The 22,324-nt window shown below is 39.4% G+C and carries 15 protein-coding genes, 1 tRNA gene and 2 pseudogenes; 7 read left to right on the forward strand and 11 right to left on the reverse strand.

What is annotated here, in order from left to right:
- Nucleotides 1-435: 435 nt before the first annotated feature.
- Nucleotides 436-1,311: an outer membrane protein gene (locus MCO_RS04280; RefSeq protein WP_007552829.1), complete on the forward strand. Its 876-nt coding sequence runs from the start codon at nt 436-438 to the stop codon at nt 1,309-1,311.
- A 1,056-nt stretch (nt 1,312-2,367) separates the two neighbouring features.
- Here the strand turns inward: MCO_RS04280 and MCO_RS04290 are convergent.
- A tRNA-Leu gene (locus MCO_RS04290) sits at nt 2,368-2,452 on the reverse strand.
- 1,159 nt (nt 2,453-3,611) lie between these two features.
- On the opposite strand from MCO_RS04290, the gene MCO_RS04295 reads away from it, so the two are divergent.
- Nucleotides 3,612-5,741: a S8 family serine peptidase gene (locus MCO_RS04295; protein ID WP_007552830.1), complete on the forward strand. Its 2,130-nt coding sequence runs from the start codon at nt 3,612-3,614 to the stop codon at nt 5,739-5,741.
- A 492-nt stretch (nt 5,742-6,233) separates the two neighbouring features.
- A pseudogene (locus tag MCO_RS11150) lies at nt 6,234-6,763 on the forward strand (type II toxin-antitoxin system PemK/MazF family toxin).
- 486 nt (nt 6,764-7,249) lie between these two features.
- Here the strand turns inward: MCO_RS11150 and MCO_RS10550 are convergent.
- The 4 genes from MCO_RS10550 to MCO_RS11160 form a co-directional block, all read right to left on the reverse strand.
- Nucleotides 7,250-7,411: a hypothetical protein gene (locus MCO_RS10550; RefSeq protein ID WP_155799342.1), complete on the reverse strand. Its 162-nt coding sequence runs from the start codon at nt 7,409-7,411 to the stop codon at nt 7,250-7,252.
- A 69-nt stretch (nt 7,412-7,480) separates the two neighbouring features.
- Nucleotides 7,481-7,882, reverse strand: a complete 402-nt coding sequence (locus MCO_RS04300; protein ID WP_007552831.1) for a hypothetical protein — start codon at nt 7,880-7,882, stop codon at nt 7,481-7,483.
- Between the two features lie 12 nt (nt 7,883-7,894).
- Nucleotides 7,895-8,194 carry a hypothetical protein gene (locus tag MCO_RS11155; protein WP_245256843.1) on the reverse strand — a complete coding sequence of 100 codons (300 nt, stop codon included), beginning with the start codon at nt 8,192-8,194 and terminating at the stop codon, nt 7,895-7,897.
- A 228-nt stretch (nt 8,195-8,422) separates the two neighbouring features.
- Nucleotides 8,423-9,139: a hypothetical protein gene (locus MCO_RS11160; protein ID WP_007552833.1), complete on the reverse strand. Its 717-nt coding sequence runs from the start codon at nt 9,137-9,139 to the stop codon at nt 8,423-8,425.
- 1,199 nt (nt 9,140-10,338) lie between these two features.
- Between MCO_RS11160 and MCO_RS04315 the strand changes: the two genes are divergently transcribed.
- Entirely contained in the window at nt 10,339-11,232 is an 894-nt protein-coding gene (locus tag MCO_RS04315; RefSeq protein WP_007552834.1) for a VIT1/CCC1 transporter family protein, read from the forward strand.
- Between the two features lie 142 nt (nt 11,233-11,374).
- Nucleotides 11,375-11,920, forward strand: a complete 546-nt coding sequence (dut, locus tag MCO_RS04320) for a dUTP diphosphatase (RefSeq protein ID WP_007552836.1) — start codon at nt 11,375-11,377, stop codon at nt 11,918-11,920.
- Nucleotides 11,921-12,360: 440 nt separating this feature from the next.
- Here the strand turns inward: dut and MCO_RS04325 are convergent, their stop codons facing one another.
- A complete protein-coding gene (locus MCO_RS04325) occupies nt 12,361-12,936 on the reverse strand; it encodes a biopolymer transporter ExbD (protein ID WP_007552838.1) in 576 nt (191 codons plus the stop codon).
- Nucleotides 12,933-13,796: a MotA/TolQ/ExbB proton channel family protein gene (locus tag MCO_RS04330; protein WP_007552839.1), complete on the reverse strand. Its 864-nt coding sequence runs from the start codon at nt 13,794-13,796 to the stop codon at nt 12,933-12,935. The genes MCO_RS04325 and MCO_RS04330 overlap by 4 nt, the downstream gene beginning before the upstream one ends.
- 732 nt (nt 13,797-14,528) lie before the next feature.
- Here MCO_RS04330 and MCO_RS04340 point away from each other — a divergent pair.
- Both MCO_RS04340 and MCO_RS04345 read left to right on the forward strand, forming a co-directional pair.
- Nucleotides 14,529-14,846, forward strand: coding sequence for a YqjD family protein (locus MCO_RS04340; RefSeq protein WP_007552841.1), 318 nt, complete (start codon nt 14,529-14,531; stop codon nt 14,844-14,846).
- A gap of 3 nt (nt 14,847-14,849) precedes the next feature.
- Nucleotides 14,850-15,281 (forward strand): hypothetical protein, encoded by a 432-nt coding sequence (locus MCO_RS04345; RefSeq protein ID WP_007552842.1) that lies wholly within the window; start codon nt 14,850-14,852, stop codon nt 15,279-15,281.
- A 523-nt stretch (nt 15,282-15,804) separates the two neighbouring features.
- On the opposite strand, the gene glmM is transcribed toward MCO_RS04345, so the two are convergent.
- From glmM to MCO_RS09810, 4 genes and pseudogenes are all read right to left on the reverse strand, one after another.
- Nucleotides 15,805-17,184, reverse strand: coding sequence for a phosphoglucosamine mutase (glmM, locus tag MCO_RS04350; protein ID WP_007552843.1), 1,380 nt, complete (start codon nt 17,182-17,184; stop codon nt 15,805-15,807).
- Nucleotides 17,185-17,720: 536 nt separating this feature from the next.
- On the reverse strand, nt 17,721-19,874 hold the full coding sequence (gene ftsH / locus MCO_RS04355) for an ATP-dependent zinc metalloprotease FtsH (protein ID WP_007552846.1): 2,154 nt from the start codon (nt 19,872-19,874) through the stop codon (nt 17,721-17,723).
- Nucleotides 19,875-19,990: 116 nt separating this feature from the next.
- A complete protein-coding gene (tilS, locus tag MCO_RS04360) occupies nt 19,991-21,511 on the reverse strand; it encodes a tRNA lysidine(34) synthetase TilS (protein WP_007552847.1) in 1,521 nt (506 codons plus the stop codon).
- Nucleotides 21,501-22,324, reverse strand: a pseudogene (locus tag MCO_RS09810) (tetratricopeptide repeat protein); the annotation flags it as partial. The pseudogene MCO_RS09810 and the gene tilS, both read right to left, overlap by 11 nt.

Genomic DNA, 22,324 nt, shown 5'->3' on the forward strand with positions numbered 1-22,324 from the left:
TCATTATACTCTTATTAGCGCTTGATTTTTCACGTCTTATAGATGCTGTAGGAAATATTTTTACACAAAAACCAAATATCCGACTCTAAACATACTCTGAAACGCGCGAAATTCTTTAGCAAATGGTTTCTTAATTTTGCACGCCTCATGGCTACAAGAGAGAATGTCTTTACACATTTAAAATAGTGGTTCTCCAAAAACTAAAAGCCCATCCCCCTGAGCTCATATATTGTTCCATAAAACCCTATTCTTTAGAGCAAAAAGAAATTCAATGAGATATCAAACTGCTTGAAAAGTTTAACACTCTTATTGTATTTAACTGCCCACAAAAAAGCCTTGGAAAACTCTTAATTTGTTAACAATAATAATTAGAGTATTGATATTTACCATCAAGGTAATATAATCCATTATGATTTAAACAAGTTAGGGATTTTCATGAATACAAAATATTTAATAACACTGTCGCTTTTTACTTTAATTGCGTCCTCCGCAGCGCAAGCAGCGGATACCATGTTTTTTCAAAATTCAAGCCCAAAACCAAGCATTACACCCATGATCACTATTCCCGATTTTTCTTGGAGTGGTTTTTATCTTGGAGGACAGTTTGGTGGTTTTTCAAGTACAAACACTTTAAATTACTCTGAAGATGCAACGACTGGAAAATGGGCTTTTATTGATAAATCTTTATCACCTAAACCGAAAGGATTCGTAGCTGGGCTTTATGCAGGGGCTAATATTGATCTGGGAAATAGCTTTATTCTTGGTGTTGACACGGATATGGTCGTATCTGGTAAAAAAGATAAAAAAGTAGATAGTGAAAAAGAAATTTCAGATGGAAATAGCTTAGACGCTCTCAACGCAGTCTTTAAAGAAGCGGGAATTTCCGTTACAAAACCTGGAGCACAGGATGAAACCATACCTAATGTTGGTGATACCGTCGTAAGCGGTATCACGTTAAAAGAAAAATGGGTAGGTGCAACACGCGTGCGTATTGGTTTTGCTGGTGATCGTGTTATGCCATACATCGCGGGTGGTGTAGCTTATACACAGATGCAATATACTACGTCAATTTCATCAAAATCACACGAAGATCAATCTACAATATTTGCTTCTGGCAATGTGTTGGATGAAACACAAAAAATGATTGGCTATACTGTTGGTGCTGGTGTTGATCTTGCAATGACAGATAATATCATCATGCGTGCAGAATATCGTTACACAGATTTTGGTAAAAAGAAATTCGCAGACGATAAAGTTGAAGTTGCCGCCAAAACTAATAATTTCCGCTTTGGTTTAGCGTATAAATTCTAAATTATTGTAAAATTAAACTACTAAAAACCCCTGTAAACAAAGGCAGGGGTTTTATTTTTTATCTGTCGTATTGTAATACAGTGTCTTTCAAGACAGGGAAAAGATCAACAAATCAAGTGTGCACAATTACAGGAAAAAGATAATCGATATGTTATGAACATTGTATCAATTTGTTTATTATTCAAATACATAATACCAATAAAAAGATTATATGGCTGTTAAAAAAAACACTTAAATAAGACATTTTGAAGTAAATTTTCCACGAAATAGCAAAAATAGTTTCAGCAGCCAAATGATGGAGATGTGTTTCTGCACTCCAAGCCCAAAAACTTGAGTAAAATCCATGAGAAAGCTCTGAGAGAACCATAAGAATGATAAGTGAAGTTACAAAATTTCATCTATCTTTTAATATTTCACCATGTCCGCTTCAAAAAGAAGGCTTGATACATTTTTTCATAAAACACTGTTTCACTTGATAAAACAGCCACAGGCATTACACAAAGCAGTAAATCATTTCATTTCGTGATTTTTATTGACCACTTCCCTGTCCCCCGTCCTAAAGAATGAAGACTCCCATCCCCACCATCTGCACTTAAATGCGTTTTTTCGAAGAAGTGTCATCTGCTCATCATTTATGTGAACATTTCATAAGAGGCTATACTACAGAGGTTAACTTTGTCTTCTCTCAATATACCGTACCCAGTATACCGTACCCAGTATACCGTACATACTAGGCTAGTTCTGTTTTAATATCTCATTCAACTTTATACTTCACCACGAGAGCAGCACAGATAAAGAGAGAGAGTGATTTGCTTATTTCTGCTACTGATAATCCCATATCGCAAACATGTAGCATATTTTGCTAGCCTATCAGATTGGTGTTCCAGAAATTACTGTTTTTCTCATAGAGTTGGTTGTTTCAAAAGGAAAAGGAAATCAGACAGAGATGACAGTGTATTTTTAAACTGTATGCATACACCTTCACGCAGTGTCCTGAAAACAACACTCCGCAACGCTGGAATAACGCAGCAAAATAAGCAGAAGAACAATATAAAGTGGTGCGGGTGGTCGGACTCGAACCGACACTCCTCTCGGAACCAGATTTTGAGTCTGGCGCGTCTACCAGTTCCACCACACCCGCACATTGTTACAAAAAACAGACGTCATAAAAGACAGACCCATCCATTGTCTCTCTGCACTATATGAAGAGGGGGAGATTCGTCAACACTAGACTTCGGATTTTTTAAGAATTCGTATTATTTTTACCGCATCGAATTTAAAAAAATATCTTCCCCATCTGATTTTAGATACAATACAACAGTTTTATTTATAAAGAGAATTTATTATTTACCATTCTCAAATAGGAGCCCCAAATACAGATAATTTTTTCATTTCAAACTCTCTCATATAATGAATCAATAAAAATCATTTGCTTAAATGTCCCACGAGCAGATAAATAGTAAAGAATATCTTCCGTGCGATTTATATCTCATGAAGCGTTTTGGGTATTATGGTACTGTACAATCTTTGCTTTTAGCAGGCTTTGGGGTATGGTTTTGCCGCATTTCTTCTTGAGTACAACTTTTTGTGTGTTTTAGCCTTAATGACCATCAGCTTTGTTTTAGCGGTGTACCATACGGGTATTGAATATAGCTTTTGGAAGCTCCTCCAGTTGTGGTTTAAGCGCAATGAAAAGAACAACAAACGTCAATCAACAGTTCAAACGGTTGAACAACATCTAGCCCCCTTCTTATTTTAAAGCGACCACAGGATTTCTTGTTCTTTCATTTACCGGTTGGAATGCCGTTGCCAACCTATTTTACGCATTTATCAACTTTACGGTTGCTTCAAAAGGGCTTCTTTCAGGCTGTCAAAACTATCACTGCAAAACACGAACGAAACCACGTGCCCTCCTACTCTCAAATCACGCTTTGCCAACATTTTCGTGAGAATACAGCGTAATCAAAATTGCAAATAAGGACGCAAATTATCTTTAAAGAAATACAGAAAGTAACAAACACGATAAGACGCTTTTAAGTCTATCATCCAGCTTAGCAAAAATATTTATCTTCAAATGCATAAAGAAGCTGTTTTCTATTGCGGCAAAACATTTAAAGGAGTAAAATATACCTCGGTGTCGGTGCCATTAGTCGTTGGTGCCCTCGCCATTATCACCTCGTTAGCGACCACCCCTCATGAGAAACATATAGGTGTCGCTAACCATCATCCATAACATATCATTCGCGTGAACAAGCTTATCGCTTGCACACCCTTATAAACTCTCGGGGAGGGAGTGAATAATGATAAACAATCAAATCAATATCTATAAACTTTTAGACTCAGATCCTTCTATCTATGTAGAAGGAGACAAGGAGCATTCAACATTTCAATTCGAACTTTACTTAAACGCAACTCTTGTAGAAACCGTCCATGATCACGATTCAAGCCACCTGTTTAAAATTACCAAAGCTGGAACATATCATGTTGTAGCAAAAAACGACACCGCAACACTAAAATCCAACGAAGTTGTTTTTTATGATAGTGAGATCCAGCCACAAAAAATACAGGCAAGAAGTGCAGCGCATGCACTACACATCCCTGAAGAAAAAAAACTCAAGGGACAAGATCATATAGTAGATGTTGGAAAAGGGTTCTACATTGAAATAAAAATTAAAAAAGGCGCGTTTTCTCTTCTGAAAGAACAAGTTAAAAAATTAAAAAAAACTTATAGCCTTACAAAAAAAACAATAAGCCTAGACTCTTTTCCAAAATGGCATTCTATACACCAGCATGAATATTATATCATCACACAAAAGATGAGTGAAAAGGCAGCCCATGAATTTTGCCGCCAAATAGAGCAGATGGATGGTGTTATCTATTGTAGTATTACACCTTTTATGAATAATCTAGAACCACCTTTTTTGGAATCTGCGAAGAAACCGGCTTCTATGAGACCTGAAAGAAAGGCAAAAAAAGCAAATACCCCTCTTTATGGGGAAACTCCAGATTTTTCAAAACTCCAAGGATATTTGGACGAAGGCCGCGGAATGAACATCCGGAACGTTTGGGCACAAGGCAATACAGGACAAGGTGCTGTTATCAGGCATCTAGATTTCGGCATTTATAAAAAACATGAGGAGTTTCAAGAAGGAAACATTACAGTTGTTCATAGCCGTCCCGAGACTAGGGACTGTAACCATGGCACAGCATCAACAGGTTGCATTGCAGCTGGCAAAAATTCTTTTGGTGTGACAGGCATTGCCCACTCTGCTTCATTTTATTTTTACGATACTGACGATCTAGATATAATCGTTGAGCAAGCTAAACCTGGTGATATTGTCAGCCTAGATATCCAAGCATATTTTAACGGTGAGCTTGCTCCAATGATCAGCATAAAATCTTGGTGGGATGCTATTAGGAATCTAACTCAAAAGCAAGTAATTATAATAATGGCAGCAGGAAATGGTGGTCACAATGTTGGAAACCTTTCTTTTTGCCCAGATTATGGTGATTGCGGCGGGATATTGGTTGGTGCATGTAATCCACCCGATGGTCTCCGAGCTTCTTTTTCAAATTACGGCCATCGTGATTCTCTTATTAACTCATGGGGTTGGGATGTAGTCACCACTGGTTATGGTTCATTGCAAAAACGCTTCGGACACAATAGAAACTACACGAATAATTATGGTGGAACATCCAGTGCGACACCTTTGTGTTGTGGTGCTTTAGCATTGCTTCAGTCTCATGCCAAAAAACGTGGGTTTCTTCTTACGCCAAAATCTATGCGCGCTCTTCTTGAACAATCTAATTATACTGAAGGGGTAAAGGACGGTATAGGAAGAAGACCAAACGTAGGACAACTGGTAAAAATAATTGACGCTATGGCTCTCAAACCCATTGCAGGTATCAATCCATTCCCTACGTCATCCAACTACCTTAACTACAATATTGACTTACAACAATATCCTAACAATAAAGCGAAGATACATTTTGATTATCGATCTCAAGGTATCAAAAATACAGGAATTATTGCTTATCATAAAGCTGAAGGTCCAGCAGAACTTGAGTGGTATAGTTATGGACATAACTTGATTACCTTGCCGGTTTTCGACAAAAAAGGACAAGTCAACATTGTAAACTTAAAAGCAAGCAAGGAAAATGCAGGGGGCTCATTCACGATGAATAGCGCGGCTGATGTCCAAGGCCACTCACCTGGAGCATTTGACTTAACCCTATCATTTAATGAGCAAGACAACAAACATCTGTCTAAAGGAAAATATAAAGGACTTTTACCTCTCTATGTCCACTCTTGGTCACAGAGAGAACGCAAATTTCCTGTAGTTGTCAATATAACCATTGATCTAAACGAGGCACAAATCGACCCATCTCCAGATTTACCAATCAGCCCATTTCCGGAAATAATATCATAGGTGGTTTATAACTCTCAAGCACGTTGAAACGCACATCAAAAACTCCAGAGTAAAAAATGCTGTGGCTAGATTTGATTTGTGGAGTAAACGTGCTTTCTCTACTCTCAATGGAAAAAATTACTGCTTTCCTATGGCTTAATAGTCATAAAAGATAAAGAGCTTACCCCCATCTCAAACCGTGGAGAAAAATTGTTAAAAGAGATACATTACACACATTTGCAATGTAGCAAATTCAGTGTTTCCAATAGCAATGAACAAACAAAATAACCAAAGAAACCATCACTTTTTCTACCTTCACCGCACGAAGTATGGCTACACTTGCCCCGTATACGAGTCTTTTTAGGGCATCAAAACTATAACTGTAAAACTATAAAATAAGGCACATGAACATTACATGATTCAAATCTTTGTCCTTATTTACAATATGTTGATAAAACTTTACGCTAGAAAATCTATAAAATAACAAGTGAGGAGACCAATAAATACAGATGGTTGATTGAGAATAAGGGCACAACGCCTCCTGTTGCAAGTCCGTCATTCACTCCATAAGCCAACTTGAAAAACCACACATCATGATGGAACATGATCACGGTGCATGACGGAAGTATACGCAAAAAGGCGATTTAAATGCTCCTTACCAAAAACCACCTCATATAAAACCACGAATTAAATCAGCTCCACGCATTTGACATGTTTTTGGTACGATTTTCCTCATAACACAATACTACCTGAATTTGAAAAAAGCAGCCTGTTTTAGTACTTTCTAAGAATACAAAATTATATGGCAATATCACGATTTTGCCTTATTTCAACGCGATAATAATCCAATAGTCTGTCCACCTATCCATTTCAGTCTCCCATAGAAAATAAAAAAAGCATAGATTATCTGTGATTATATTACGACAGTTTCCGTAAGTCATTTAAGTTGTTTGCGTACTGTTCCAAGCTTATCTGAAAAAGAGTTTCATAAAGTCGTAATCCTTATGCTCAAACATTTACCGCATTCACACCATTGGCTTTAAAAATAAGCGTATATAACATCATACACGGCATCAGGAATGGTGGTCGCTTCCCCGCAAGGGGAGAGAGGAACGGTTGCCCACCGCTCCTTTCATCGTTTTTAGCATTCAACCATATCATAAACATAAGCGCATAATGTAAATGATAGGATGAAGTAAAAAGATTTCACCAAATGCAAGAATATGGTAAGAGATTGTCTTTTTGCCAATCATGTGTTCAGTCACTTGCCCAACCGCTTATTTGTAGAGAGCTTTTACATAAAGAACAACCATACGTATTATCCTTATACTGGTTCACACTTCTCTTTTCGAGAAAACAGCACACCATGAGAATTGTTTTTTTTGTGCTTTCAAAAAAGCGGTGCTGCTATGCTCGTAACGCAAGAAAAAAGTCTACCTTATAATTTGCTTCATCACCATCTACCGCTATGGTAAGATATGCTTTCTAGTCTGGAAGCTTCAGTCTACCATCCCATTGGTAGAAAATTTTCAGAAATGAACATGTTCCTGTAACAAACCAGAAATCAACGCAAAACCGCTTTCTTTTCCTTCAAAAAGAACACCATGTTGTCTATCGCCATAACTTAAATGCACTTCCCACCCTGTAACAGCCCCCAACATAGCTTGTACAGGGAGGCTTTCAACTTTCAAACCATCCCTTCACAAAGAAAATTCCACGCCAGAGCTCTATGCTAAATCTCCACGCCCGATACCAGAACTCTATGCCAAAGTATTTTTGGAATGATTGGATTTACTTGCAAATTTCTTGCGCCTTGGATGCCTTTTTTTGCTTAACATATTTCTTGACCTAGAAAGAATGGACAAAATTTTTCTCTGAAAGAAAGTAATGTTGATTGTCAGCTTTATTTCCACGACAGGCATATTTTTAGCAGGACACATTCTACTTTCTATCACCCCTATCGCTTTCAGTATGCTTGTCATTCCTAAAAATGTAAAACCAACACCACAATGTAGAAATAAACATCCCTCCAGCCCCTTCACAAGAGACAAATTAGTGTGTTGGTCATCACGCGTGGGGCAGCATACCGGTGCAGGGCGATCCAATTCATAGCGATCACGCCATACACACGTTCTTCTTTTGGCATTTTTATTATAAACCATTTATGATATCCTTTAAATACTGTGCCACAGAACGCATTTTACCATTGTACAAATTGCCTCTAAAAAGGATTCTTGTCCTGTCCATAGCAAGGTTTCTTCACGCAGCAAGCCTATTACCCTCCGCTTTGCTTGCTCTAATAACAGTGATGTTTCGGATTTTAGCCAGCGCGATAATGCGCCTCTTTTAAACAGTTTATGCACCATTTTATCAGCAATACGCTGCCAAGATATCGGTACACTTACCTGAAAAATTTTTGCACTTTCACGCACAGGGAAAACAGGGAGAATTTTAGTCATTATCATCTCGTTCATCTCCATTTTTATTAATTTGGATTGAAAGATGCCCAAAAAAATCAAACAAAAATAGAGAGATAAGTTACGAAAACTATGGGAGAGGTTTCAGCCTTATTTTGGTTTTTTCACCCTAGATGATGATGATAAAAAGCCTTTTGAAACAAAATAAAGAATATTTTTCATTTAAAAACAATGCACTAAAACATAAGGGAGGTTATCTTAAACCTCCCCCTAGATAAAGTATTTTCAATCCACAACAGCACGAGAAGAAACAGAATTGTCACTCTTTTTAGCATCTTTTTCTTCTGATAAAGGAGCAGCAGCCGTTGTTTTTGGAGCACCTCCTTCAGGTTCCCAATTAGCAACACTTGCGAGCTCCGCAATAATTTTTTTTGCCTCACCAGTTTTCTTATCCAATAAATTATATTGAGAAGCATGCTCTTGCAGCCATTTTTCAAGCGTCTGTTTAACAGTTTTATTGGGTGCAGCTTCCTTCACCGCTTCCCATGCAGCAACAACCGCAGCGAGCTTTGGAGCATAGCGCGGATGCTTGTCATCTTGAAACGCATATTTTTGATCCTTCATTTCATGAGAATCAACCTCAGGGAACAACAATTTAGGTCGCTTACCGCATGATAAAAGCCATTCTCTCAAATCATCCAAGGAAACAGAGGAATATGCAACTACAGGACCATTCGCCATTACAGCACGATCATAAAACCATTCTATCTTTAATTCCCCCTCTTTCCCTGCTTTTATCATCTCTTTATAAGCAATTCTGAACAAAGCAATTTTTGAGGATTCTACGAGACACCCTACTTCGTAGATATCATCCTCTTCAGGTCTTCTTTCGTCGTAAAAACTACAAATGAGTGGATTCAATTCTGCTATCAATAGCGCTGCCTGCGGTAATGTTAGTTTTCCAGAACGTAGAAGCCATTCTATACTTTCATCAATTTTCATATATGTCCCCTTTTATCTATAAAAATTAACTATCTTTAAAAACACCAAAAGTACTCTCTTTTGGCACAGTGAGATTATGCGCTTCTCACACCACAACTTATCACATTCCATAGCAACACCCCTCCCTTGTGATATACAAACGAAGATTTTGATTGATCAATGATAAGAAGTTTTGAGATAGGAGAATCCTACTGTATTCGGAGCTCTCATTCAAGTTTCAAGGCGATAAATTATCATGAATAAATTATAAATTTTCTGTTTTATGCACTCTCACCCCATAATCAGAAAAATTCATACAATCGTAATACAAAAGGTAGATTGGTTACACACAACAAACCGCTTAGAGACACAAGCAATAACAACGTTAAGTGCCAGTAAAGAGAATATCCAGTAAAGAAATATAGAGAATAGCATGATGGCGCTGGCTCGCACCTTCATAAGCGTAAAGAAGCTGATACCCAATCTAGTGTGCAATGGCATTCACTCTTGCACCAAACAGTTTATTGGTAATTTATTACACGCACGCTATTCCATCTTCAATCTGCCGTTTAATCCTGCCATCCACCAGAAGTAATACACTTTCGCAATACAATTATAACATTCCCCCTCCTTTTTATTCTGAAGCATCCATGCACTTTCTTTTCTCCCATTTGCCGCTTAGAACATCGTTGCCAGTCTCTTTTACAGACCTGCCATTTTTATATAGCTTCAAACGAGCTCCTTTTAGGCTATAAAAAATGACAACAGCAAAACAAAAGCAAAACCGCGTGCCTCTCTCCAAGCACACATGCTCCTCTTTTCATTCTACTACCAGCATAAATCTCTCACAACGCCCCGAGAAAGCACAGCCTTCGCACATCCCACAAACCCCAATTCTCTCCCCCAAGCACATACTCTAAAGCCCAGCACATCACAGCTTCTTTCATACCCATCATCTCTTTTCATATCCTCTCATATACTGGAACGATTCCCAGATAGTTCCCTCCATTTTTCTTCAATTTTTTTCATACACAGTGTTTTTCCAGCTTTTTTGTTTTCTTTTGTAACCAGTTTTTTTTACTCTCTTCACGCATCAGCTTTACGCATCAACGCCCCTCTCTTCTCACCACTGTCTTTTACCAATTTTTAAATTTTAGATTGACTTTCACGTTTTTATTCTTATATCTTTAGAATTATTCTAAAGTATAAAGGAACAGAAAATGTTGAAATCGTTTTTTTCATTTCTACAACGTAAAGCTCTGTCCTTCCGTTCAGTACAAAAAATAATGATCCGAGCGCTCAAAGCAAAAGAACAACATGCAGCGCTTTATTTAAAATACGCAAAGGCTCTAAAACCTTACTCCTCTAGGCAAGCAGCAATTTTTGCCGCCATGGGCATGCAAGAGCTTGAAAATTATAAGCAGCTTCTTTGCCTTTCTTGTAATAATCGTGCAAGGACTGTAGGGTCATTGTGTGACCATCCTGCCCTTGTAACAAGTAAGCACCTAAGCGCAAATGTATGCACAATAACCCCCAGCGCAAATGCGCATACAATAACTTCAAGCGCAAATGCGCATACAATAGCTTCAAGTGGGAATGTGCGCACAGCAGAAGTGAAAAAACAAGCTCCGAAAACGCCATCAAAAACGCATAAACAAATGCTTTTGACATGGATTCAACCTGGTCTTGCAGGCTTAATGGATGGTTCTGTCTCCACCCTTGCACCCATTTTTGCAGCGGCTTTTGCCACGGGAGATACGTATCAAACTTTTCTGATAGGGCTCTCGGCTTCAATTGGAGCAGGTCTTTCAATGGGGTTCACAGAAGCAGCCCATGACGATGGCAAATTGTCAGGTCGTGGTTCTCCATTGAAAAGAGGCATTGCCAGCGGCGTTATGACAACATTAGGTGGATTAGGTCACACACTTCCTTATTTGATTAACTCGTTTTATATCGCGACAATTATTGCATTTATTATTGTTTTTTTCGAACTCTTGGCAATAGTTTGGATTCAAAATAAATTTATGTCGACTCCTTTTTGGCGCGCATCTTTACAAGTTATCATTGGCGGAGCACTCGTTTTCGCTACAGGTGTCTTCATTGGCAATATATGAGGTAGCACTATGGGGAAAAAGCATTTACCATACAAAACAAGCAGTGGAAACTGTTGCTTCTACAGGTCTTTAGCTACTTGTTTCAGAAGGAGTCTTTTGTTAAAGCTATGTTTATTGTGTACATTTTGGAGATGCTTTTATAATGCCCTATACGCACCTGAACAGCCAAAAGAGCCTCTCTTCTTTGTCGAATGCATCCCCTCATCTTGCACAAAAGATACCCTTATCAATCCAGCGCCTTGAACATGGGCAAGGTCTGGAGCTGCCCCATTATGCCACAGCGGGGTCTGCTGGTCTTGATCTACGAGCAGCTGTTGGAGAAGAAGAAACTCTCACCCTTGCTCCAGGGCAACGCGCCCTTATTCCAACGGGTCTCATCTTTCACTTATCTCCCGGTTTTGAAGCACAAATACGCCCACGCTCTGGTTTAGCCTTAAAGCATGGCGTCACATGCCTAAACACCCCTGGAACAATTGACAGCGATTACCGTGGTGAAGTCAAAGTACTTCTCATTAATTTAGGGCAAGAAAATTTTTCCATTACACGCGGAATGCGCATTGCACAAACAGTTATCGCACCGGTTATTCAAGTGAATGTTTGTGAAATTGAACTGACTCAAAAAGACAGCTCCCAAAGCAGCACGGAAGGTCGTGGCACAGGCGGCTTTGGCTCAACAGGGCACGATTAAGCAACAGTTGGTGAAAAAGGAAATCGTCATCTCCGTTGCACCAAAACAGCACGTGTTTATTCTAAAGAGCCTCATATTTCTCCTTCACCTTGTATTACGAAGCACGAATATACTCATACTCTGACTTAGCACGACATCACATGCTTTAACGTCCAGAACAATTGCTTTCAATCGCATGCAATTGTCCGGATGCGAAGTCAAAATTCTTCTCACAAATTTGAGACAAGAAAACTTTTCCATTAATTTCCATTCAAAAGAGCATGTACATTGTACAAACGGTCATAGCTCCAGTTATCCAAGGTGATATATGTATCCTGAAGCAGAGCAGAAAGAGAGCACACAAAGCAGTACAAGAAATCAAGGTACAGACACTTTGGCTTAACAAAACAAACTTAAGCAAAAAGAAATGGCAAAGCCACATTGTTACAAAACCGTCTTCGTTACTCTACAGGAGAGACAGTTCCCATCCCAGAAGTCCTGGACTTGATCACATCGCTTGTCGGAGTACCCACATCACTGGGAACATCCACCCCTACAGCAGCTGTCTCAGCTACTGCTCCATCAGATGCAATACCTCTTGAAACAACATTAGAAGATTTTTGCAATCCCATAAGACCAACTTTAGTATATCCAGCAGTTCGTATTTTATTAAGCAAATCGACGACAGCTCCATAATCGATTTCGCTATCGGCTTTGATCAAAATCTTTGTCTCTAAATTTTTGTTTGTTTCTTTAAGCAAAGCTTCAGTAAACGCCGTTTGATGGACAAGATTGTCACCAACATAAAGAGAATGATTTTTCTGCAAAGTCACATAAAGAGGCTGATCAGGTTGAACCACAGCAGGTGCTTGAGTGATAGAAGGAAGTTGAACTGAAATAACAGATGTTGCCAAAGGCGCAGCTACCATAAACACGATAAGCAACACCAGAACAACATCAATAAAAGGGGTTACATTGATCTCACTGTGCAACCCACCCTCATCTGTTTCCCAATTATCATTAAAGCTTGCATTCATTTTTTTTGACTTTTCTGTTGTCTCTGTCTGTCGAGTTCACGACTCAAAAGCCTTTCAATGGCAGCAGCAATATCACCTAAGTCATTGCGATAACTACTCAGAGCACGCATAAGGCTATTATACATAACAACGGCAGGAATAGCCACAAAAAGCCCGATAGCCGTTGCAAGCAAAGCTTCGGCAATTCCTGGAGCAACGACATCAAGCTGCGTTGTTTGAGATTTGGCAATACCGATAAAAGAATTCATAATCCCCCAAACTGTTGCAAAAAGACCAACAAAGGGCGCACTTGCGCCAATGGTTGCAAGAACGGCACTCCCACACGCAACACGGCGCATAGCAGCCAGCAAGCAGCGAGACAAAAGGGAATGAACCCTCTCCTTTACACCTTCATTCATATCGCGCGCAATCTCCCCGTAGCGATTCATCTCCTTATAAAAGAGGGTATCCTCATCAGCAATGGTTTGCACCCCTGATTTTGTATCGACTCTTTTACCAGAATCTCCACTGGTTTCAGTACCAACAAAGTTCACCTGCTGTGCAGAAAGATACACTTCTTTAAGAACTTCTTTAAGAAAGAATACACCAGCCCCTTTACTCTCTTTTAAGCTAGCAGCTAAACGCGTGAGAGTCTGAGCGTTAAGAACTAATCGAAGTTCATGGCGCACACGCCATTTTGCCAAAGCAATCTCAACGATTTTGACAAAAGCAATCGTCCAAGAAGCAAGAGAAGCAAGCAACAAAAGAACAATAACGGCTTTCACAACAAAATCAGCCGCCATAAACATAGAAAAAGGAGAAAAATCATGCGTCGCAAACACCGCAGATGTGCTCTTTAGGGGTACTGTCTCAGATTCCATTTCTGTCCCACATATTATGGCCTTCTTTTTTGATCTTACAACTGCGCTACCACCGCCATGGCATCCTCTCCCACAACACCACGTCTCTCTTAACGTCATTTTGTATTCAAATCTAAAAAATAAAACTTGATAAATCAAGTATAGTTTTATTTCATGAGACATTTCTTTCAAGAGAGATCTTCAAGAAATTTTTCTCTACACAAATCAAAATAACTTTATCTAACAAAACAGCTCTATAATTGGCACCCCCCATTACATGTAACAGTTACAATACAAATAAGTACACACAAAGAAAGGGATATTTTTTCATTTCAGCCGCTTTTTCTCAAAATGATAAAAAACTGTTTTCTTGCCCACCACAAAAAGCACCAACATGTGTATAACAACCGTTTTCAAAAAAAACTCAACATACCAAAATGCCCACAGGCAAAATAAAAGGTCCATTGAATTAGAGCAACATTGAGAGCTAAAAAATATCACAATGGTGTTTTACTCTTTCATAAGCATATGAGATGATACTCGATGGATCTCACAATACCTATTCACGTGCAAAACTCATCTGATAAGAAAACAAGATTCATTTTATCAAAAATACTCTCAAATGAACAAAGAGATGGAACGAAAAAAAACATTTGGCGTTACACAAGCAGTGAAAATTTTTACTCCAATACAAATGATCACTATGAATACACAAATACTGAGTAATGATGAATCAGAGAGGGAAAGAGCATCATGGCAAACAATAAAACACCAGAGAATAATAAAACGAAAGATTTACAAGGACAGTTAGAGAAGTTACGCAGTGAAATTTCAGGAATAACCTCAACACTGAAAGATCTTGGTGCAAACAAGTTGAGCGCAGCGAAAGATAAAGCCGAAAAACTATATAATTCCGCGAAAGAAAATAGTGAAGATATGATGTCTCAAGCAAAAGAAAAAATCGGTGATCTTGAACAAACCATGAACCAATGTGTTCGTAAGAATCCTGGCAAAAGCGTTCTATTTGCAGCAGGTGTTGGTTTTATTCTTGCTCAATTATTGCGTCGTTAAGCAATGCATAAGTTTATCGTTCCTCTTTTAAACCATCTTGCCGGTGGAGGATTAAAAAGCACCGTCAAGCAGGTCCGCCTTCAAGCAATTTGCTGTGGGATTATCAGCATTTCATTGTTTATGTCGTTGCTTTTTTTATGTATCATCGGCTTTCTTGCATTATGTTCGATCATGAAGCCTCTTGCAGCAGCAAGCACAATGTTTTTCATTTGGCTTTTTGTTGCAGGCTTGAGTGTTTTTGTCGGACGCGTTCTCAGGGCTTATCAACACTACGAACAACAAAAGAAGTCGGAACAACAACGCCATAAACTTATGACAGATGCAACACTTTCCAGCATTGCGCTTCTAAGCAAACATCTTCCTTTTGCCAAATTAAGCGTTCCAGTGCTTGGACTTGCTACTTATTTTCTGTGGATAAAAGATAAAAAAAAATAATTTTCAGATTAATATATGCAATTCTACCGTTTCAAGTCCCCGAGGCGTTTTCTCTCACATGAAAGAAAACGCCTTTTTTATCTCCAAATGTTGCAGCAACCTTAACTCTTAAAAAATAATCCCCGAAAACCAAAGAGTGAACAACAAAACCGCATCACTTTTACCCTTATATAGGTAATAAACGCTTTGTTTATTGTGTAGGTAATAAAACCAATGGAAATATTCAAAAGCTTTCTACAAGGAGACAGCCCAGCCAATCACGCATTCTAAGGTATCTAGCTATTCTTCAACGAAAATGACAACATCAACAACCAAGCTTCTTAAAAAGTGCCCACTTAGAACATCGTGATGTGTGAGTACACCCATCATTTCTGTCACGACCATCTCCAGAACTTCTCACCCACGGACTTTAGCCATCATGCAAATCACCAGCACATTTTCAAAAAACCAGCCGTGTTTCTTTGCCAAAAATGTGATGTACTACAAATGCTATTTCATTATTCCGCAGATTTTATAAAAGCATTCATGCTCCCTCAAAGGAAGCGCCCACTTTTGAAAGTGCATCATGATGCGCGATAACATCTATCATCTCTGTCACGACAACATTCAAAATTTCTTGATCATCGCCTTCAGCCATAATGCGAATGACTGGTTCAGTTCCAGAAGCACGAATGACCAATCGTGCTTCTTTTCCTAAACGCTGCGTTGCTTGATCTATTGCCGTTTTAACCGAATTATTTTTCAATATATTTTTGTTTTTAATCGTTACATTTTTTAAAATTTGTGGCACAGGCTCAAACTGCTTACACAACTGGCTCATAGGACTTTGACTTTTCTGCATACAAGCTAAAATTTGCAAAGCAGCCACCAATCCATCTCCAGTTGTACCAAAATCACTAAGCACAATATGCCCAGAAACCTCACCACCAACATTATATCCTTTTTGACGCATCGCATCGACCACATAGCGATCCCCAACATTTGTCCGAACAAGATCTAGGCCTTTGCTGTTTAAAAAGCGTTCGAATCCCAGATTTGACATAATGGTTGTAACAACACCATTACACTGTAACCGCCCCGTTTTATGCCAATGTTCCGCTATAACAGCGATCAATTGATCCCCATCAATAGTTTGGGCTTTTTCATCAACAATGAGAACACGATCTCCATCCCCATCGAGAGCAATCCCCACATCAGCACGCACTTCATGCACTTTTCGTTTTAAAGATGACAAATCGGTTGAGCCACATTTTCGATTAATATTGGTACCATTCGGCGTATCATGAATAGCAAAAACCTCGGCTCCCAATTCCCACAAAGCACGTGGGGCAGCTTTATAGGCAGCCCCATTGGCGCAATCCACAACGATACGCAAAGAATCCAAACGCACATCCCGTGGCAAAGTCCGCTTAGCATATTCGATATAACGATAAATATCTCCCTCGACACGTTTTACGTATCCAATTTCTGAACCACTCGCTAAGGATTTTGAAAGATCTGTATCGATTAATTGTTCAATTTTCTTTTCTATATCATCTGAAAGCTTAAAACCATCGGGACCAAAAAGTTTAATCCCATTATCGTAGAAGGGATTATGTGAAGCAGAAATCATCACCCCAAGATCAGCGCGCAAAGAGCGACAAAGCATAGCAACAGCGGGCGTTGGCACCGGCCCCAACAAAAAAGCTTCCATGCCCGCAGCAGTAAATCCTGAAACCAAAGCATTTTCTAACATATAACTCGATAATCGCGTATCCTTACCAATTACCACACGGCGCGTCTGATGCTGCAAACGAAACAAAATCCCTACAGCCATGCCTACTTTCATGGCAAAATCTGGTGTCATAGGAAAAACATTGGCTTTACCCCGAATTCCATCTGTACCAAAATATTTTTGTGCCATCCCTCTTTTCCTTTATATACACTTCTTCTCTTGCTATACGAACAAAACAGAACTCTAATATCGCAAAATACTCCAATGGTGGCAGATCATTTGCTCTCCTTCATTCTTTCAGACTTTCAAACAATCGAGCCTTCCAAACCCATCGCTTAAAGGCATCCCATAAACGCGTCCCTTCAAGGAATCCTCTAAACCAACTATTGAGAACAAATCTCTGACTCTACCAACAACCACACAGACTTCACCAATATACTTCTCCATCCCACGCATCAAGCATTACCCCTTCACATGCCTTACACATACAATCTCTTCTAAATAAAACCACAGGATAGCTAGGCTCTATCAAAAGACAATCTCACCAGCCTTACCACTGCGATCAACATAGCAACCTCACAAAACAAAGCTCTACAGCCACAAACACCTTTACGAACATATTCCCTTAAACATTGCTCCAAAGGCGCAAGCAGAGCTTGCGCCTTTCTTAAAAAAATTGCTCAAAATCTTTCTCAAAACATAGTCACTCAAGCGTTGTCAGAAAGTTATTTTTTTTCTTTATCATGTTCCATAACATTCGACTTTTTTTTAGCACTGGCTTTATTTTTAGAGCGATTTACTGCTTTTACGGTATTTTTGGCGCTTGGCGATTTTTTCTCAACTCCATGAGAGTGCACTTCTTTAAACTCAACATCAGTGGATTTTGTTGTTTTTTTTCCAACTTTTTCCTCTGCTTTTCGCATCTCTCCTTTACCAAGAGCTGTTTTATCAGCATCCGCTTTATGAACATTTGTCTTATCACCCGTTTTTATATGAGACTCCACCTTAATTACCCCAGTTTTAGGTACAGAGGAAGTGCGTACAGGAGCGCCTTCATCTTTTTGTGTTCGTGAAGGAGGCTTTCCTGCAATAACCTCGTTAATTTCAGCCCCAGTTAAAGTTTCATATTCCAACAAACCTTGCGCAAGAGCAAACCACTCTTGTCTTTTTGTTTTGAGAATTTTTGTAGCATTCGTATAAGCATCATCAATGAGCTTACGCACTTCAGCATCAATCATACGCGCTGTTTCCTCAGAGACATTTTGTGTTCGTGCAACAGAATGGCCCAAAAAGACTTCATCCTGATTATCGCCATAGGCAACATTACCAAGAAGATCAGAAAAACCCCAGCGTGTGATCATCGCACGTGCTAGTTTTGTTGCTTGTTCAATATCAGATGAAGCGCCAGATGTGATATTTTCCTTTCCAAATTTTAATTCTTCGGCCACACGCCCACCCATCATGATAGCCAGACGAGAAATCATCCACCGATAACTCATGGAATAGCGATCACCTTCAGGCAATTGCATCACCATTCCCAAAGCTCTTCCCCTAGGCACGATTGTCGCTTTATGAACAGGGTCAGCAACAGGGACATTGAGAGCCACGATAGCGTGTCCCGCTTCGTGGTAAGCGGTAAGTTCTTTTTCTTCTTGTGTCATGGCGGTTGAACGCCGTTCCGCCCCCATCATCACCTTATCTTTCGCATCTTCGAACTCTTGCATAGTCACAACTCTTTTATTGCGACTAGCAGCCATGAGAGCGGCTTCATTGACAAGATTCATCAGATCAGCACCAGAAAATCCTGGTGTCCCTCTTGCCAAAACTTTCAGATCAACATTAGGCGCTAAAGGCACATTACGCACATGCACCTTCAAAATTTGCTCCCGCCCAGAAACATCGGGATTTGGTACGACAACTTGCCGATCAAACCGCCCCGGTCTTAACAGAGCAGGATCGAGCACATCAGGACGGTTAGTTGCAGCAATAAGAATGATACTTTCATTTGGCTCAAAACCATCCATTTCGACAAGCAACTGGTTTAAGGTCTGCTCACGCTCATCATTTCCACCTCCCAGTCCAGCACCACGATGGCGACCGACAGCATCAATTTCATCAATAAAGATAATACAGGGCGCATTTTTTTTCGCCTGTTCAAACATATCGCGCACGCGGCTTGCCCCAACACCAACAAACATTTCGACAAAATCAGAACCTGAAATGGTAAAGAACGGCACGTTAGCTTCTCCGGCAACAGAGCGAGCAAGCAAAGTTTTACCAGTTCCTGGAGGGCCCACCAGCAAAACGCCCCGTGGGATACGCCCCCCTAGCCGTTGAAATTTTTGTGGCTCACGTAAAAATTCGACAATTTCCTGTAGATCCTGCTTTGCTTCTTCAACACCAGCGACATCCTGAAAGGTAATACGCCCCTGTGCTTCATTTAGCAATTTTGCTTTTGATTTCCCAAATCCCATCGCCCCACGTGACCCATTTTGCATTTGTCGCATAAAGAAGACCCACGCCCCAACGATAATAATAACAGGTAACAAAGAAAAGAGGAGATTGAGGAAGATACTATTGCCAGAGCCTTCAGGAATAGCTTTAACATTAACATTTCTGCTTTCCAACTTTTGTATCAAACCTGGATCTCGTGGAGCATAGGTTGAAATAACCTTGTGTTCAATGGTTTGCCCTGTTAATTTTTGACCTTGAATAGTCACAGATTTCAGCTCATTATTCTCAACTTTTTGCAAAAATTCAGAATAAGAGACCTCTCCACCTCCAGAACGCTGGCTATCGCCATTAAAGAAGGAAAACGACACAATCAAAATCAAAGCAATAACTCCCCAAATAAGGAGAGAGCGGTAATTGGAATTCATATTCGGCCCACACTTAATCAAATATAGATTTTAAATATTTCTCCTTAACATATAACCTTGTCTGCCCCTTGCCAAGATATGAGAAGATGTTTATTGCCTTTTAGAGTGATTTTTCTTTATCTTTTCACCTCAATATTAAAAAAAGGTTCCACAACATTCACCAAAGCAGCATCCTCACGTGAAGAAAGCCAATCGAAAGGAGCCATAATTCGTTTTATACTGATATTTTTGTGAGAATGAGAAACAGCTTGATAAGTTAGCTCTGGGATATCATACCCTTTGCCATTTGAGATCATAAGCAGCGATTGCAAAGAGGGAAAATGGGGATTTTTAAAATTAAAGTGACTGTTTTGTAATAAAGATTTTAGCTGTTCCAAACGCGCTGCTCCAACCTTTATGGCATCGGCTCCATGGTTCGTAATCTGATAGCGTCCGTCCCATAAAAAAGTTTTACCTGATTCAACAATCGCCTCTTTCATATTTCGAGCTTCACGCCAAAGAGCAATCCCACCTCTATTATATTCAATAACAGATCCCGCATAAGTAAAACGCCGCTTTTCTAATGAATGGAAGTATAACTTTTTAGCAAGTGTGATCAACTTTTGCGTAGGAAGTAAATATCCTCTCCCTCCCATCAAAACAGCAAAGAGCCCAACAACAAAGGGAAAACTTTGGTGCTGCTGTAAAAATGGCGCAGGCTTTGCAATAAAACAACGTCCATATTCAACAGAAATATCCAAAGCCAAAATCAAATCGGCAACAATTTGTGTGTGTTGACGACGTTGAAATGCAGCTTCACGAACCTTTTGGACAATACCGGAAAGTTTTTTTTGGTGGAGAGATTGCCGTACACGCACACGTTCAAAATTGCAATCTTCATTGGTTGGATCATCAATCCATGTTTTTCCATTGAAACGCAAATAGGCACGCAACGTTTTACGCTCTACACTAAGGAGCGGACGAATCAAGCGTATTTTTCTATGCAACAACGCTTCGCGCGGAATACAAGATAAACCACGTGCATAGGTCAATCCATAGTTTTTTTTGGCAAAAATAAAGTTTTGTTGCGCGATATTTTTTCTGGTTTCTATAGAATAAAGCCCATCACGCACACCCTCGAAGGCTTCACATTGCAAAATATCCAAGGAATCTCTCGCATACCCACCATCATACATGCCTTCTAAAAGCTCGCATTGCAAAACATTTATACCCTTTTGGAGACGTTGAGAACGCATTTGATAGGTTTCAACCTGATCATTGAGCGTATGCCCTGTCATAATAAGCGTCGCACCTTGTTTTTGCGCTTCTTTAAACAAGAGATTATAGCGAGCAATACGGGCACTTGAAGCAATATGCGTTTTTGGCTTTTGACCTTCCCATCGTACAACGACATGCCTAATGTGATGGGCACAACAAATTTGTGCAACATTTTCTGCTTCATGGGCTGATTCTTTACGCAACTGATGATCAACGGTAACCGCAATCATTTCTGGAGGAACAGAGAGAGTGTTTAAATGGTCTTTGAGTAAAAATAGCAAAGCCAAAGAATCACTCCCCCCTGAGACCGCAAGGATCAACTTTTTACACTGGACAAAATCCGATGTTTTAAAGAGATCTCCTGCCAGTCTAACGTCCACTGCGAACGACTCCACTCCTTTTTAGAGGTTTACAAAAAATGGACTCTAACGTTTTATGACGTTTTGATCTTTTTGCAAAAAGCGCACAAGTCTCTTTATTTTTATCAAGAGAAACCATACTCATTGCTAATTTCAATAAAATCTCAGAAGTATAGAGCTTCTTTTTATCTGTATACCATGCGTTAAGATAAACTTGCGCTGCTTCATGATAACGTTTCTGTCCCAACAAAGCTTCCGCTAACCAAAACAAAGCATCATCACTCAAAGGATCTTTTTTATAGTGATGCTGAAAAGCGCAAAAGGCTTTTTCAGCATCGACATAGTTGGCAGAAACAATAAAATTATAACCTTTTTTATACAACGCTTTGGAAGAAAAAGGAGAGGAATCTTTACCCTGATGCGGTTCAACATGAACGCTTTCTTCATGTGCTTTTTTAAAGTGGTCATGCACTTTCTGCAGAAGATTCCCTGTTTTCTCCACATCTTTATGCACTTCTTGCAAACGACTTGTATGATCATGGCTTTCCATATCGGCAACACTGCTCTGATCATCTTTCGTGCTCTGTTCCTGAACCGTCCCTTCCTTTACAATCTGTAAATTTTCATCCAAAAAAGCATTTTCAAAAGCACAAGAGTAAACAGAAGAGTCTTTTTTATCAAACAGCTGGTGGAATTGCTTTTGAACATTTTTCAGATCATTGTGCTCAAGCACCGTTCGTATATCACGCAAGAGTTTATCCAAATCATAATCTTTAAAAAGAGCTTTCTGATTTTCTAAAATAAACTCCCGACTTTGAAGCATCCCCTGAAAAG

It is taken from the genome of Bartonella sp. DB5-6, from assembly GCF_000278115.1.
GTDB classification, from domain to species: Bacteria; Pseudomonadota; Alphaproteobacteria; order Rhizobiales; family Rhizobiaceae; genus Bartonella; species Bartonella refiksaydamii.

Coding starts and splice junctions, on each gene's coding strand:
- MCO_RS04280 (WP_007552829.1), top strand. CDS start 436: ATGAATACAAAATATTTAATAACACTGTCGCTTTTTACTTTAATTGCG.
- MCO_RS04295 (WP_007552830.1), top strand. CDS start 3,612: ATGATAAACAATCAAATCAATATCTATAAACTTTTAGACTCAGATCCT.
- MCO_RS04300 (WP_007552831.1), bottom strand. CDS start 7,882: ATGGTTTATAATAAAAATGCCAAAAGAAGAACGTGTGTATGGCGTGAT.
- MCO_RS11155 (WP_245256843.1), bottom strand. CDS start 8,194: ATGAACGAGATGATAATGACTAAAATTCTCCCTGTTTTCCCTGTGCGT.
- MCO_RS11160 (WP_007552833.1), bottom strand. CDS start 9,139: ATGAAAATTGATGAAAGTATAGAATGGCTTCTACGTTCTGGAAAACTA.
- MCO_RS04315 (WP_007552834.1), top strand. CDS start 10,339: ATGTTGAAATCGTTTTTTTCATTTCTACAACGTAAAGCTCTGTCCTTC.
- dut (WP_007552836.1), top strand. CDS start 11,375: ATGCCCTATACGCACCTGAACAGCCAAAAGAGCCTCTCTTCTTTGTCG.
- MCO_RS04325 (WP_007552838.1), bottom strand. CDS start 12,936: ATGAATGCAAGCTTTAATGATAATTGGGAAACAGATGAGGGTGGGTTG.
- MCO_RS04330 (WP_007552839.1), bottom strand. CDS start 13,796: ATGGAATCTGAGACAGTACCCCTAAAGAGCACATCTGCGGTGTTTGCG.
- MCO_RS04340 (WP_007552841.1), top strand. CDS start 14,529: ATGGCAAACAATAAAACACCAGAGAATAATAAAACGAAAGATTTACAA.
- MCO_RS04345 (WP_007552842.1), top strand. CDS start 14,850: ATGCATAAGTTTATCGTTCCTCTTTTAAACCATCTTGCCGGTGGAGGA.
- glmM (WP_007552843.1), bottom strand. CDS start 17,184: ATGGCACAAAAATATTTTGGTACAGATGGAATTCGGGGTAAAGCCAAT.
- ftsH (WP_007552846.1), bottom strand. CDS start 19,874: ATGAATTCCAATTACCGCTCTCTCCTTATTTGGGGAGTTATTGCTTTG.